The sequence below is a fragment of the Bacillus mojavensis genome (assembly GCF_012648005.1).
GTDB lineage: Bacteria > Bacillota > Bacilli > Bacillales > Bacillaceae > Bacillus > Bacillus mojavensis.
The window spans coordinates 1,562,943-1,576,832 of record NZ_CP051464.1 but is presented as its reverse complement, the minus strand read 5'-3'; the positions used below and the strand labels follow the sequence as shown (position 1 = coordinate 1,576,832).

At 44.0% G+C, this 13,890-nt stretch carries 17 protein-coding genes; 2 read left to right on the top strand and 15 right to left on the bottom strand.

The annotated features are described in order from the left end of the window. Nucleotides 1-4 precede the first annotated feature (4 nt). Nucleotides 5-784, bottom strand: a complete 780-nt coding sequence (locus HC660_RS08210; RefSeq protein ID WP_168747728.1) for a patatin-like phospholipase family protein — start codon at nucleotides 782-784, stop codon at nucleotides 5-7. 180 nt (nucleotides 785-964) lie between these two features. Between HC660_RS08210 and ylbJ the strand changes: the two genes are divergently transcribed. Beyond that, nucleotides 965-2,191, top strand: a complete 1,227-nt coding sequence (gene ylbJ, locus HC660_RS08205; protein ID WP_168747727.1) for a dipicolinic acid transporter SpoVV — start codon at nucleotides 965-967, stop codon at nucleotides 2,189-2,191. Between the two features lie 11 nt (nucleotides 2,192-2,202). On the opposite strand, the gene coaD is transcribed toward ylbJ, so the two are convergent. The 8 genes from coaD to HC660_RS08165 all read right to left on the bottom strand — a co-directional run bounded on the left by coaD (nucleotide 2,203) and on the right by HC660_RS08165 (nucleotide 7,136). After that, a complete protein-coding gene (gene coaD, locus HC660_RS08200; RefSeq protein WP_024121295.1) occupies nucleotides 2,203-2,688 on the bottom strand; it encodes a pantetheine-phosphate adenylyltransferase in 486 nt (161 codons plus the stop codon). A gap of 1 nt (nucleotide 2,689) precedes the next feature. Further along, nucleotides 2,690-3,247 (bottom strand): 16S rRNA (guanine(966)-N(2))-methyltransferase RsmD, encoded by a 558-nt coding sequence (gene rsmD / locus HC660_RS08195; RefSeq protein WP_168747726.1) that lies wholly within the window; start codon nucleotides 3,245-3,247, stop codon nucleotides 2,690-2,692. Between the two features lie 323 nt (nucleotides 3,248-3,570). Then, the gene (locus tag HC660_RS08190) at nucleotides 3,571-3,843 is read right to left on the bottom strand and encodes a YlbG family protein (RefSeq protein ID WP_168747725.1); all 273 of its coding nucleotides are present in this window, start codon (nucleotides 3,841-3,843) and stop codon (nucleotides 3,571-3,573) included. 54 nt (nucleotides 3,844-3,897) lie between these two features. Further along, nucleotides 3,898-4,347, bottom strand: a complete 450-nt coding sequence (gene ricF / locus HC660_RS08185) for a regulatory iron-sulfur-containing complex subunit RicF (protein ID WP_010334140.1) — start codon at nucleotides 4,345-4,347, stop codon at nucleotides 3,898-3,900. A gap of 127 nt (nucleotides 4,348-4,474) precedes the next feature. Further along, complete coding sequence (locus tag HC660_RS08180; RefSeq protein ID WP_010334139.1) at nucleotides 4,475-4,714, bottom strand: YlbE-like family protein; 240 nt, start codon at nucleotides 4,712-4,714, stop codon at nucleotides 4,475-4,477. A gap of 15 nt (nucleotides 4,715-4,729) precedes the next feature. After that, on the bottom strand, nucleotides 4,730-5,128 hold the full coding sequence (ylbD, locus tag HC660_RS08175) for a YlbD family protein (RefSeq protein ID WP_029441238.1): 399 nt from the start codon (nucleotides 5,126-5,128) through the stop codon (nucleotides 4,730-4,732). A 438-nt stretch (nucleotides 5,129-5,566) separates the two neighbouring features. Then, a complete protein-coding gene (locus HC660_RS08170) occupies nucleotides 5,567-6,604 on the bottom strand; it encodes a CAP domain-containing protein (RefSeq protein ID WP_168747724.1) in 1,038 nt (345 codons plus the stop codon). A gap of 85 nt (nucleotides 6,605-6,689) precedes the next feature. Beyond that, a complete protein-coding gene (locus HC660_RS08165; RefSeq protein ID WP_010334136.1) occupies nucleotides 6,690-7,136 on the bottom strand; it encodes a CBS domain-containing protein in 447 nt (148 codons plus the stop codon). Between the two features lie 139 nt (nucleotides 7,137-7,275). Here HC660_RS08165 and HC660_RS08160 point away from each other — a divergent pair, with 139 nt between their 5' ends. After that, nucleotides 7,276-7,638, top strand: a complete 363-nt coding sequence (locus HC660_RS08160) for a YugN family protein (RefSeq protein WP_168747723.1) — start codon at nucleotides 7,276-7,278, stop codon at nucleotides 7,636-7,638. Nucleotides 7,639-7,671: 33 nt separating this feature from the next. Here the strand turns inward: HC660_RS08160 and ctaG are convergent, their stop codons facing one another. The 6 genes from ctaG to cyoE form a co-directional block, all read right to left on the bottom strand. Beyond that, a complete protein-coding gene (gene ctaG / locus HC660_RS08155; RefSeq protein WP_168747722.1) occupies nucleotides 7,672-8,565 on the bottom strand; it encodes a cytochrome c oxidase assembly factor CtaG in 894 nt (297 codons plus the stop codon). Between the two features lie 26 nt (nucleotides 8,566-8,591). After that, on the bottom strand, nucleotides 8,592-8,924 hold the full coding sequence (gene ctaF / locus HC660_RS08150; protein WP_010334133.1) for a cytochrome c oxidase subunit IVB: 333 nt from the start codon (nucleotides 8,922-8,924) through the stop codon (nucleotides 8,592-8,594). Nucleotides 8,925-8,926: 2 nt separating this feature from the next. Then, nucleotides 8,927-9,550, bottom strand: a complete 624-nt coding sequence (gene ctaE, locus HC660_RS08145) for a cytochrome c oxidase subunit III (RefSeq protein WP_059352864.1) — start codon at nucleotides 9,548-9,550, stop codon at nucleotides 8,927-8,929. After that, complete coding sequence (gene ctaD, locus HC660_RS08140; RefSeq protein ID WP_026014704.1) at nucleotides 9,550-11,418, bottom strand: cytochrome c oxidase subunit I; 1,869 nt, start codon at nucleotides 11,416-11,418, stop codon at nucleotides 9,550-9,552. Before ctaD ends, ctaE begins: the two co-directional genes overlap by 1 nt. A 32-nt stretch (nucleotides 11,419-11,450) precedes the next feature. Beyond that, nucleotides 11,451-12,521 carry a cytochrome c oxidase subunit II gene (coxB, locus tag HC660_RS08135; protein WP_010334130.1) on the bottom strand — a complete coding sequence of 357 codons (1,071 nt, stop codon included), beginning with the start codon at nucleotides 12,519-12,521 and terminating at the stop codon, nucleotides 11,451-11,453. 238 nt (nucleotides 12,522-12,759) lie between these two features. After that, a complete protein-coding gene (cyoE, locus tag HC660_RS08130; RefSeq protein WP_010334129.1) occupies nucleotides 12,760-13,677 on the bottom strand; it encodes a heme o synthase in 918 nt (305 codons plus the stop codon). Nucleotides 13,678-13,890: the final 213 nt, after the last annotated feature.

Sequence of the window (13,890 nt, the reverse complement as noted above, 5' to 3'; positions counted from 1 at the left end):
GTTATTAGCCCTCCCAATTCTCTATTTCTTTTTTTATCTGGCTGATCATTCGGTTTGTTGCCTGCTCGCCTGCTGTTATCATCTCTTCTATATTGGCAAACGAGCTGGAGCTGTATGTTTCAAGAGAAGGGCGAATCATGATATCAGCGGCGATCGTCTGATGTCGCACCAATTCATTTTGGAGTATATCCATACTTTGCATGATTACATCAAAAATATGCGCCGCCTTTTCGGTTTTTCGAACCCTGGAGACATCTGAGGCGATGATAATGTCAGCCCCCATGTCTTTTACAACAGACACCGGGATACGGTCGACGACCGCGCCGTCTACAAGAAGCCGTCCGTCCAGCTTCTGCGGAATAAAAATGCCTGGTATGCTGATGCTTGCCCGCACCGCATCTGATACTGATCCTTTTCGGAAAACAATCTTTTCTCCTGTCTGCAGATCACACGCGACAATTCCAAGAGGGATTTTGAGTTCCTCAATCGGTTTGCCGAATGTATAAGCATGCACGAGCTGCCTGACACGGTCACCTCTCAAAAAACCGAGTTTCGGTACCGTATAATCAGCATAGAGCCGCCGTTTGAAAGCCTTGGCGACTTTTTTCATCGTTTCCACGTCATGCCCCGCGGCGTAGAAACTGCCGACCAAAGCGCCCATACTGCTCCCCGCAATCATATCCACTTCAATTTGGTGCTTATGTAAACTGGAAAGCACGCCAAGATGAGCAAGTCCTCTGGCGCCTCCCGATCCTAACGCTAACCCGATTTTAGGTTTGGCCAACGTGTTAACCTCCTGCCTGAATTCCCTGTATACCGAATTCTATGGTCTAAACTGAACCCCTATGCTCGTATATTAGTACAAAGGGTCAAGAGGACAGGTACTGCTTGGCCGTTTCGAGTCATACCATATTTTATCATGATATACATGTCATTGTGCATTTTTAGCGTCGGGGAGGTAAGAATGAACTTGTCGAAGATTCATACACTTTTGATTGCTGCGTTTTTTATTTTTTTAACAGCGACTGTCATCTCACATCCGCAGGCCTCATTCGAAGCCTCTAAAACCGGGCTGTCCATGTGGTGGGAGGTCGTATTTCCGTCTTTGCTGCCGTTTTTCATACTGTCTGAGCTATTAATTGGCTTTGGTATTGTAAGGTTTGTCGGTGTTCTGCTCGAGCCTTTTATGCGCCCTATTTTCCGCGTGCCGGGTGTCGGTGGCTTCGTTCTGGCCATGGGTATGGCATCAGGGAACCCCGCCGGCGCAAAACTGACGGCAAGGCTGCGGCAGGAAAAACAGATTTCAAGAGTAGAAGCAGAACGGCTTGCCTCCTTCACCAATTCATCCAACCCGCTCTTTATTTTTGGAGCTGTCGCCGTCGGCTTTTTTCAGAATGCGTCATTAGGTATTTTATTAGCATCTGCACACTATTTAGGAAATTTGGCTGTTGGTTTAACGATGCGCTCCTACGGGCGTAAAGAAGAGCGGCAGCTCATGAGAAACAAAACCATCTCTTTGCCTTCAATCAAAGATGCTTTACACGCTCTTCACACTGCAAGACTTGCGGAAAAAAGACCTTTAGGAAAAATTTTAGGCGACGCTGTAACGTCATCTGTGCAAACCCTTCTAATGGTGGGCGGCTTTATTATTTTGTTTTCTGTCTTTAATCGTTTGTTATCTGTCGTACAACTGACCGATATTCTCTCTATTCTCACAGAAGGAGCACTGACCTTGTTTCAGCTCCCCTCTCAGCTGGACATTCCTTTATTATCAGGGATGTTTGAAATTACAATGGGAAGCAAGCTTGTCAGCGAGACAGATGTCTCCCTTTTGCAAAAAGCCGTTGTCGTCAGCTTTATCCTCGGGTTCAGCGGCTTTTCCGTTCAGGCTCAAGTGGCAGGCATTTTATCAGAGACGGACATCAGATTTAAACCTTTCTTCATCGCGCGTGTGCTGCAAGGCATTTATGCCGCCGTTTTTGTCATTCTGTTATGGAAACCTCTTTACACCGCGTGGAATGACCATGATCAGTACGTTTTTAAATCTCTTGAAACAGGTGAGCTGCCGACAGCTCTTATCAGCGGATGGAATCTGCTTGTGCAGATTGGCCCTGCTGTCACGTTATGTGCACTGTTTACGTACATTTTCATTTTTTCATACAGACTGACAAACGGAACAAAAAAAGGATGAGCTCAAAACACTCATCCTTGTCTGAATTTTTCCTGAAGCGCCTTCTCGACTTCCGGCGGTACAAATTCTGATACCGCGCCTTTATACTTTGCCACTTCTTTTACTATGCTTGAACTTAAGAAAGAATATTGGTTATTTGTCATCATAAAAAAGGTTTCAATTGATTCATCAAGCACGCGGTTTACGGATGTTCCCTGCATCTCGTACTCAAAATCAGACACCGCTCTCAAGCCTCTTAAAATGGCTTTTGCATTTTTTCTTTTTGCATAATCAATTAACAGCCCTTGTGACGTCTCAACTGTTATGTTCGGAATGTCTTTTGTCACTTCTCTCAAAAGCTCACAGCGTTCTTCTACACTGAATAATGGCTTTTTTGAAGAATTGTTCAGCACACACACATACACTTGATCAAATATATTGGCCCCGCGTTTAATGATATCCAGATGCCCGTAGGTCACCGGATCAAAACTGCCGGGACAGACAGCTATACTCGTCACATCATAACCCCCTCTTTTTATAGATCGCCACCCCTGTCAATCCGTAGGTTTCTTTTCTTGTTATCACTAAATCACCTACTGCTTCGGGAAGCTCGACGTCTTTGTCATGCTCTGCGACGATAAAACCGTCATCTTCCAGCATTTGTTGTTCGTCTATCACACTTAAGAGCGCCTTCAGTTTTTGTTCCTTATACGGAGGATCAAGAAAAATCCCGTGAAAGCCCGCTTCTCTTTTCGCAGCTGCGTGCAAAGCACGTTCCGCATCATTACGGTACACATCTGCGTATGCTGTAAGCTCTAATGTTTTCAAGTTCGATTTCACTGTTTGAATCGCTTTAAAATCACGGTCAACAAATACACAATGGTCAAACCCTCGTGAAAGCGCTTCAATACCAAGACCTCCGCTTCCTGCGAATAAGTCAAGTCCCCTGCCCCCGTCAAAATAAGGGCCAATCATATTGAAAATGGATTCCTTCACTTTATCGGTTGTCGGTCTCGTTGATGTTCCTGGCACTGCCTTTAGTGAACGGCCTTTTTTTGATCCAGAAATTACTCTCATGTTCCACACCACTTTTTCTAAAAGCTATTTTGTTACCTTGTTCGGCCGGACGCCGTTATGTATAAGAAAAAAACCAATCCTATCTTATCATAAAGCATTCTTTCAAACAATGAGCGCTAAACTTCATTTACAAGTGTATAAGCGGAAGGATCATTGTCCATACTATAAGCAACAGCATCCAGAGGATGTTGTTGCCAACCGCGGAGAAGACTTACGTTTCCCCATAAGTTCTTCCTCCGGTTTCTCCTCTCCCTTTGCCTTCTCCTTAACAAGTTAAGGAATAGAAGGACCCCGCAGAAACCTGCGGGGATTTTTTTATACAGCTATATTCCGATTTTATAATCATATTCTTTCGCTTTATCGAGCTTTGACTCAAATTCCAATTTTAAAAACGGTTTATAAGAAGGCACAACTTTCTTAACAAAAGAATATGACGAGATCTTGTCCATTGTTTTTTCAATTAGATCCATATCACAATACAGCACGACATATTTTAAGCGTTTTGACACATAATGCACATTTCCAAACTTTCTCAGCATTTTGCTTTGCTTTAAAGAATGAAGATACACAATCATGCCCTGGCGTCTATTCTCCAATACGTTCACCTGCCTGATTTCTCTTATATGTAAAAGACGAGACGGCCAGTCTCGTCATGACACTTTGCATCCGCAGCCGCCGCCTGATCCGCAGCCGCCTCCGCATGAAGACAAACCGTCAAAATAAGGATTCCCAGTCGGAACTTTTATATGCTCTGATACAGCTGTCCCAATTTCAACGCTGATTTCATCAAGAATAGACTGCAGTTCGGTCTCTGCTTTTTTGAAGTCGGCCACCTTATCGTTCAGGTCGAGCTCCCGCTTGATCTCCCTCATTTTCCGGGATATTTCTCTATAGTCAGGATGATATTTGCCAAAACGCTGCACATCCTCATATTGCTCTTTTATTTTGATAAAAGAACGAATAATCCGCCCTGCCTCTTCATCTTCCTGGAGACGCTTGTAACAATTGCGGTAGTTCTCAGCCGTCTCCGACTGCAGAATCATCTCGGCAAGCTGCTGAGCTTCACTTTGAAGCCGCACGGATTCCATCGTCGCATACATAGCACGCACCTCCAGTTGTTAGTTTACCATGAAACCTGCCAATTGGAAAATGCTTAGCCGCCCTTAAAAATGGAGTTGTAAAAGCCCCCCTGGTTTACACAATGAAAAAGACCCATTTTTGGGTCTTTTAATCTTTTGTCCGCATCGCTTGGAACATTTGCATCATCATTTGTGCCATTTGAATCCCGTTCGTAAACTGATTCACCCGATGCGGAATGGTTTTTTCATAAAAATTCATCATTTCAAGCTGAAATGAAGCCAGGTCATCCGGCTTTCTCGCCAGCCTCCGGTACCAAATCGGCTGTTCTCTTAAGAATCGTTTTCGTTCTTCATCTGCTAAAATAAATTCCTGAACGTCTTTGCGCATATAAGCTCTCCTTTATTAATCCTTCCGAAAAGAAAAAGGATGCTGTCCGGGTCCTGGCTGAGATTGCTTATGTCCGCTTCCGGAAAATGTGTTGAGAAGGCTTTGCAACGATGAGATCGACTGGCTCATTTTATTGATCTGTTCATTCATTTGATTGACATCCATCTTTTTCACAGCTGTCACCATTTTAGAAACAAAATCATTTCTTTCTGATGTGTCGGTTACCGCTTCTGCGGCTGCCCCCGGTTCTCTGTACGGATCCCAAATCGGGTCTTTTTCTCCGAAGAGAACCCAATTTTCGTATACGTCCTGCCAGCTTCTTTGTTCTTTGCGCACTTCTTTGATTAGCTTGGGATGTTTTTTAACGAATTGTTTAAAGTCATTAATTGAATGATTGGCATGTTGATTCGCCACAATCCTCACCCCCTCCGAAAAATGTACCTACTACAATGTATCGGTTTATGAGCCATAGTGTTCGCCTAATATTTACAGAAAATTTTTTTAGGCATTTCCCCTTAAAACAAGCAGCGCAGAACAAACTCCGCGTAATTTCTCAATGCGCTTTCAGGTCGAACAACAGAAGCTTTATCCCTAGCCGAGACCTTCGTTTCGAAATCAAGATTCCAGCCCTTTGTAAATGTTTAGATGCGGCATGTACCGAAACCCGTCAGAACAAGATCCCTAATTGGCTCCGGCCGTCTGTCAGTCTCCTCATCAAAAAAGAGCTGGACAGCAACTCGTTGCAGCCTTTTTTGGTCCCGACGTCACTCACAGTATCCATCGAGAAAGGTTCATCTGAGTCTTTGCAGAAACAATAAACAGCCGCGGTACCTGTGGCCCGCGGCTGATCTATCAGCGTTTAATAAAGTTTTGAGTGTAATACTTCCGGTCTACGCCGACACCAAGATGCGTGTAATCTGAATTTAGAAGCGCTTTTCGATGGCCTTCACTATTCAGCCAGCCTTCTACAGCAGCCGGACCGTCCACATAATTGTACGCGATATTTTCTCCCGCTTGCTCAAAGTCGACATCACCTTTTTCTAAGCGGTCCTTCAGCGTGCCGTATTTCTTCGATACATGGGAGAAATAGTTGTTTTTCTTCATATCCTCACTGTGGCCAAAAGCCACTTCGGCCGTCGGCTGATCCCACTCAAGCTTAGCTAACCCATGTTTGACACGAATAACATTGGTCAAATCGAGTATTTGCTTTTCACTCGTTGATTGGATCTCATTCCACTTATCTTCCGTAACGGTTTTCGGTTCTACTAACTCACCGCGGTACACTACCTCATAAGGTCTTTGCTTAACAAAGGTTTGCGCGTCAAACGCCCTGATGCTGGATAGCTTCCCCTCAAATTTGTCCATATACAGCTGGACGTACATCTTCCCTACTTTTACAGTCGGTCTGGTGTTAATGTCCTCTTCAGAAAACTCAAACCGATAGGAATTTCCTTTATACTCTACATTTACAAACGGAGCCACCTGGGTTGTCTTAAATACTTCTCCCGTTGACTCACCGATTTTGAAGGGCTTTGCGTTAATATCATTTCCCGCCGCAAATAATGTGACCACTTTATTGTCCAGCATCCCGATTTGCACATATTGGTCTTTTCCTTGATTGTAAACCCACCATTCGTAATCATAAGCCGAGGGGTCAATACGTTCCGGTTCCCCAAGTTTTATCTTTACATCGTTGGCGGATTTGCCCATAAAGGACAATAATCCTGAAGTCGGCATATGTATTCGTTTGCCGCTTGCCGCTTCCTCGTTAGAGACTTGAGGCTCGCTGTCATTTGATTTTTTTTCAGGAACAGCCCCATATTGAATAAACAGAACATAAGTTCCGCAAATAATCAAGAGGATAACCATGGCTCTTAATATATTTTTCAATCTATCACCCCCGTGATGTGAATTGCATGTCTTGCCTTATTTCTCATTACAATACAGCCTATTTAACATGTCAAAGATTTATGTGTTAATGCAAAAAGCCTTGCTCTCTGTTTTCGTCCTCTGAAATATCTGATAAAGCACTGCCGGCACGTTCATTTGTTTGTTCAGATAAGGAAAGATCGCCAAGCGTGACAATACCAGTCAGCTTGTTGTTTTTGGTTACAGGTATCCGTCTGAGCTGATGGGATGCCATTAAATGAAGTACCTCATCAACTGGCGCGTCCTCTTCCACACTGACAGGTTTTTCAGTCATAGCGTCAGTGATTTTTTGGGAGTTGGGCCTTTTTGAGGCGATGCCTCTTAACACTAGATCACGATCAGTTACGATGCCGACCAGTGTTTCTCCATCCTCATCAACTACCGGAATGGCTCCTACATCCGCGTCTTTCATCTTTACCGCAGCTTCATATACATTATCTAATACCGTGCAATATTGCAAGTCAGCTGTCATCAGATCTTTTATTTTTGTCATCCGTAAAACCTCCTTTTATCTAGTGATATTTTCGTCAAATTTTCATTTTTGCATACTTTCAAAAGAAGAAGATTCATTGAAAGTTTAACGCTTTCATACTATGATTGTCAGGAAAGGTAATTTTTATAAGGAGGGGTCAGTGTTGAAGTTTACTGATAGCGGACTTGAAGGGGTAAAGGCTGAGCTCAGCCTCTTGGACGATTTGATGGAAAGCAAGGGACTCATTAGAGCCGGTCAATGGGATTATGAAAGAGTGACCTATGACAGAAAGTTTTCGACGATTGAGGGAACGTTTTACCTGCGGATTCAAGGCAATGCAACAGAGGGCGATGTCGGAAGCGGCCGCGCCGTTATTCAATTAATGCCCCCTCTATTAGGAAAACACTATTACCCGCACGGAGTGGAATACGGAGAAACAGAAGAGTTCCCAGTGCAGGTTGTGACCAAAAGCAAGGCACTCATCCAGGACATCTCCGACATACTGAAAACCGTTCAAATGTAATAAAAAAGGTACAGCCAATTGCCGCTGTACCTTTTATGGTATCGTCTGCTGAATATAAGGCGGCTCCTCGTGTCCATCCTTTTCCCTTTCCTTCTTCACCCATTGAAAAAAGACAATCGCCAAAAAAGCGCCGTATACAATTTCCTGAATGATTTTCATCATAACTGCCCCGAGCTGCTGATCCTCTAACAAAGGAAGTGTATTAAACATTTCCGGTCCTGTTAACGGAACCTGCCCCAGCACATCCGCAGGAACACAAAGCTTCATGGCTTCCGCCCAGGCAGACGGATCTGTATAGGTGGCATATAACGGCGTTCCGCTAAACATGATCAGGGCGCAAGCAGGCGTCAGCAGTATACCGTCCGCCATAATATAGCCCAGCTTCATCAAGCCGCTGAGCTGCGGAAGCCGAGCCACCTTATGGACGAGCGGCCACCACATAAAAAATGCTAACACGAAAATGAGCCAAGTCATTACCGTATGGTAAAGCGTATCCGTTTTGACAGTATCAAATATTAGCGGCACATGATAAAGAGAAAAAATGCCGTTAAATAAAAGCAATGCAATTAAGGGTGTTGAGAAAAAAGTAAAAAACGGCTTAATAGCAGGCCGAAAAATCATTTTTTCCCAGGCCCATGCAGGAATTCCTGCGATTAATAAAGGCGGAACCACTAAATACAAAACAGCCATCTGCACCATATGGGCGCTGAACATAATATGTCCGAGCAGATCAATCGGGCTTCCTTCGGCTGCATATAAAAACAGCATTGCCGACAGAAAACAGGCCATTTCTTTACCCGTAAGACGGTCAGGCTTTGAAGACATCCGTCTGTAAAAAAAGATGTAAAGCACCGTGATGCCTAAAAGGATACAAAAAAGATAAGGGCTCCACATAGCGCGAAACCCAAACACGTCTAACTGATTCATGTCTTCACCTCCGGCGGCTGCTCAAATTACCACCATATAATTGTAACAAACGCAAGCACCGTAATGAACGCGACAAACATACCTGAATACAGAAACAATGCCGGCGCTTCATGCCCTTTCTGATTCATATGCATGAAGTAATACAGCTGAAATATCACTTGAATAGCCGCAAGCAGTATTATGAAAGGAATCGTAAACCAGCTGCCGATGCCGTCTGTTGCCACAGTCAGAAATGCAACGAGCGTAAGGCCAATCATCAGGCCAAAAGACATGACTTGATATTTCATCTCCTGAGCATGCTTCTTTTTCTTATATTCAAGGTCGCCGCTGATATGTCCTCTGCTTTTTTTATCGACCATGTTTATCCCACCATCCCCATTAAATATACAACGGTAAAGATAAAGACCCACACGACATCAATAAAATGCCAGTAAAGACTGGCCACGTAAAACTTAGGCGCTGTATATAAGCTCAAGCCCCTCTTTGCATTGCGAATCATCAGCGCGCTGATCCACAAGAGGCCAAACGCCACGTGCGCACCATGTGTGCCGACAAGCGTATAAAACGATGAGCCAAGCGCCGAGCTTGTGATGGTAAAGCCAAACTCATGTGTGTAATGCTTAAATTCATAAATTTCCAAGCCTAAAAATCCCGCCCCCAATAACAAGGTAATCCCTAGCCAGAGCTGCATTTTCCCGAATGAAAAGTTTTTCATATGATACATCGCATATACACTCGTTAAACTGCTCGTTAATAAGAGCATTGTGGCGATAAAAACGAGTGTGACATCAAACATTTCTGTCGTAGGCGGGTCACCGGCGTTTGAATTCCGGAGTGCAAGAAAAGTGGCGAAGAGAGACGCGAACAAAACAGTCTCTCCCCCAAGAAAAAGCCAAAAACCTAAAAATTTATTTTTCCCTTCCAGTGTTGCTTTTTCGGGAGAAGCTGGAAAGGTCTCTGCGGTGAATTTTTCTTCAATTTGCATTACGCCTTCACCCCTTTATCATCGTTCGGCAGTTCCTCTTTGTGAATATGATAACCGTGATCATCAATCAATGAACGGAGCAGCATTGTAAAAAATGTGATGCCAAGTCCGATAAAGATCACCGGCAGACCCCAAGCGTGCTCGGTTCTATACAAGAGACCAAAGGCAGCGACAAAGAGGCCGAAGGAAATGATCAGCGGCAGAATTGAACCGTTTGGCATATGGATATCTTCAACCGGTTCAGCCGGTGTCATTGATTTGTGTCCCGCCTGCTTCTCGATCCACAGCGGGTCAAGCCCTCTGACAAATGGAAGCTGTTTAAAATTATATTCTGGCGGCGGTGACGAAACAGCCCATTCAAGCGTACGCCCGTCATGCCATGGATCATCTCCGACATATTCGCCCTTCACCGAGGTCCAGATGACATTGACAAGCAGGAGGATAACAGCTGCTGCCATAAAAAACGCCCCGATTGTACTGATCAAGTTGCCGGTTTCAAGCCCCTGGCCTGGCAAGAAGGTATACACTCGGCGCGGCATGCCCATTAAACCGACAAAGTGCTGGATGAAAAAAGTAAGATGGAAGCCGATAAAAAACAAGACAAATGATATTTTCCCCATTGTTTCATGCAGAATTTTACCGAACATTTTCGGCCACCAGAAATGAACACCGGCTAATAGCCCGAATACCACTCCGCCTATAATGACATAGTGAAAGTGCGCCACAACAAAATACGTATCATGGAACTGGTAATCAGCAGCTGCTGCCGCCAGCATGACACCTGTCACACCGCCAAGCACAAAGGACGGGATAAATGAGACGGCATACAGCATGGCTGTGGTATATTTCACATTTCCTCCCCAAATCGTCAGCAGCCAGTTAAAAATTTTAATCCCGGTCGGAATAGCGATTGCCATTGTAGCAACTGCAAAGATTGCGTTCGCAATCGGTCCGAGGCCTGTCGTAAACATGTGGTGCACCCAAACCATAAAGCCAAGAAAACCGATAAGCACGATCGCAAAAACCATTGAAGAATATCCAAACAAACGCTTTCTGGAAAACACCGGGATGACCTCTGAGAAAATGCCGAAAGCAGGCAAAATCAGAATATAAACCTCCGGATGTCCGAATATCCAAAATAAATGCTCCCAAATAATCGTGTTACCGCCAAGCTCAGGATTAAAGAAATTTGTGCCGAACAGCCGATCCAGCATCATAAGAGCCAAGCCAACCGTTAGCGGCGGAAACGCAAACAAAATCAATGCCGACGCCACAAATGTCGTCCATGTAAACAAAGGCAGCCTCATGTACGTCATGCCGGGAGCCCTCATGTTAATAATCGTGGCCAAAAAGTTAATCCCGGCTATCAGCGTCCCCAGTCCGGATATTTGGAGTCCAAGGACGAAAAAGTCTATGCCGTGCCCTTTGGAATGAAGCGAAAGCGAGGCATATGACGTCCAGCCCGCATCTGGCGCTCCTCCCAAAAACCAGCTTAAGTTTAAGAAAATGCCCCCGAAGAAGAAGAGCCAAAAACCAAGCGAGTTTAAAAATGGAAACGAAACATCCCGCGCTCCGATCTGCAATGGAACAACCGCATTCATCAAAGCAAATAAAAGCGGCATCGCAGCCAAAAAGATCATTGTCGTCCCGTGCATCGTCATCACTTCATTGTACGCTTGAGCACTGAGAAAAGCATTTTCCGGCTTTGCAAGCTGGATTCTGATAAACATCGCTTCAATTCCCCCGACAAGAAAGAAGAATCCTCCTGCGATTAAGTAAAGTATTGCAATTTTTTTGTGGTCCACCGTCGTCAAATAATCCCAAAGCATAGATCCGCGCGTCCGCTTTTCTGTAAGCGCATTCAACATATGTGACCTCCCCCAATATCTCCCTTTCTTCCCTACTTGCTTTCTGCTTTCAAGCCTTTTAAGTATTCATAAAGCGCGTCCATTTCACTGTCTGAAAGCTTCGGATATGTTCCTGTCATTTTGTTCCCCGGCTTTATGCTCTCAGGGTCTTTCAGCCAGGCTTTCACATTTTCTTCATTGGCATCCTTTACCCCTGCCACTTTTGTCCTTTCACCGAAAGTCGCCAGATTTGGTGCCGTTCTTGCTGCCTCCGCACGCTTATCATTCGGCTCCACTGCATGACAGCTCAGGCAGTTTTTCTCTTTGAACAGCTCTTCCCCCTGCTTAGCCAAATCATTTTCTGCTGTCGTCTTATAGTTTTTCATATCTTTTGTCCATGCCTGAAACTCTTTCGCAGAAAGGGCCTTTACTTTAAAATCCATGAGTGCGTGTGAAGGCCCGCAAAGCTCAGCACACTTTCCAAAGAACGTATCTCCCGCCTCTTTGCTGCGTTTTGAATCGAACGTTAAGAAGAACGTATTTTCGTTATCAGTATTGGTATCAATTTTTCCTCCAGCTGAAGGAATCCAGAAAGAATGTTTTACATCAGAAGCTTTTAAACTGAAATAAACCCGCTGGTCTGTCGGTACGATCAGCTCCTGGCTTGTGATAATGCCGTAATCAGGATATTCAAACTCCCACCAATATAAATTCGCTCTGACATTGACAACGAGAGCATCCTCGGCTTTGCGGTTTTTCTTATCCATAGGTGATGTATCTGCGAGTTCAAGCGTATATAATACGACAGGGATAACAAGAATGATGAGCAGCAAAATAGGGATTACTGTCCATGTGATTTCTAAAAATTTATTCCCTTCCACTTGTTTTGGTATCGTGTTTTCCCCAACCCGTGACCTTCTGAATCTTACAATCACGTAAAAGAAGATAACAGATACGACTGCTACGACAACAACCATAATCAATGTACTGAGCACTGTCAGGTCATACTGTTTATCAGCCACCTCGCCAGCAGGCTTGAGCGTGGATAAAAAAGGTTTTCCACATCCGCTTAACAGAAGCGGCACCAAGGCTAATAATAAGATAAGACGCCAATGCTTTACCATTTCACCCAACCCCTTTTCTGGTCAATACAGCGGCGGAAAATAGATTGATTCCATCGCAATCCGGCCGCCTCCCAATAAAGCACTTACATTTCCTCTTCTCTTAAATTATGAGTTTTTTTACTCAAAATGCCATCTATGTATAAAAGTAAAGCCGCCTGATTAAACAAAAGGTCAAGGCGGCATTCACTAGTTGTCATCGGTTATTTTGAAGCGATAAAACAAGCAATGTATCTATTTTTTAGAAAAGCGTAAAGACAACCATTGCAACGAAATAGATTGTCATGTAATTCAGTGAGTAAACGAACATCATAGTCGCCCACTTCATGATATTTTTTGAACGGAAACCCATCAACCCAAGAATCAGCCAGCCGATATTTAACAGCAATCCGAGAATCACAATCGGTAGACCTAGGCTTCCTAAAAAGAATGGAAGCGGCATCAGGCACGCAACCCATACAATAATTTGTCTTTTCGTCACTTCAAATCCATATACGACTGGAAGCATTGGAATATTCGCGGCTCTGTAGTCCTCAGTTTTCTTAATGGCAAGCGATAAGAAGTGAGGAATCTGCCAAATGAATAAAATCATAAATAATACCCATGCCACGACGCCGATATTTCCTTCTACTGCCGTCCATCCAATCAGAGGCGGCACTGCTCCGGAAACACTCCCTACTACTGTGTTAATCGTATAGCGGCGTTTCGTCCACATTGTGTACAGGACAACATAAGTAAATACTCCGATAAAACCAATAACAGCAGCCATCACAGTGGTCATCAGCAGCATGATCAATCCTAAAGCAACAAGCAAAATTCCAGACCATAAAGCCTGATTCGGCTGAATTTTACCCGTAACCGTCGGTCTTACTTTTGTACGCTCCATGATATGATCAATGTCCCGGTCATACCAGTTATTGATCGCACAGGAGCCCGCAATAATCAATGATGATCCAAATAAAGTAAGAAGAACGGTGTTTATATTGCCTAAAAAGCTTAAACCGGAAATATGAAAAGCAAGCCACATTCCAGTAAAAGTTGTGATGAGATTAGAATTTACGATCCCTATTTTAATGAGGGACAGAAAATCTTTCCATGCCGTTGTTTCTTCAATTTGTCCGTCTATAGCTGTATCATTTAAGATTCTGGAGTTAGCCATAACGTAAACCTCCCTTACAAACCTAACGCAGGTTCATAATAACCTGCAACTCTATCATACAAGATAACAACTTGTAAAAAAACATCCTATTAAATATTAAACGAGAAACAGGAATTTATTTGTGAACTTTTTATGAATTTTACCAGAGAAAAAGGCAATCGCCAATTCGCCAATGCGTTTACCTTATTTCTATCAGACCCGGCATGAATAATC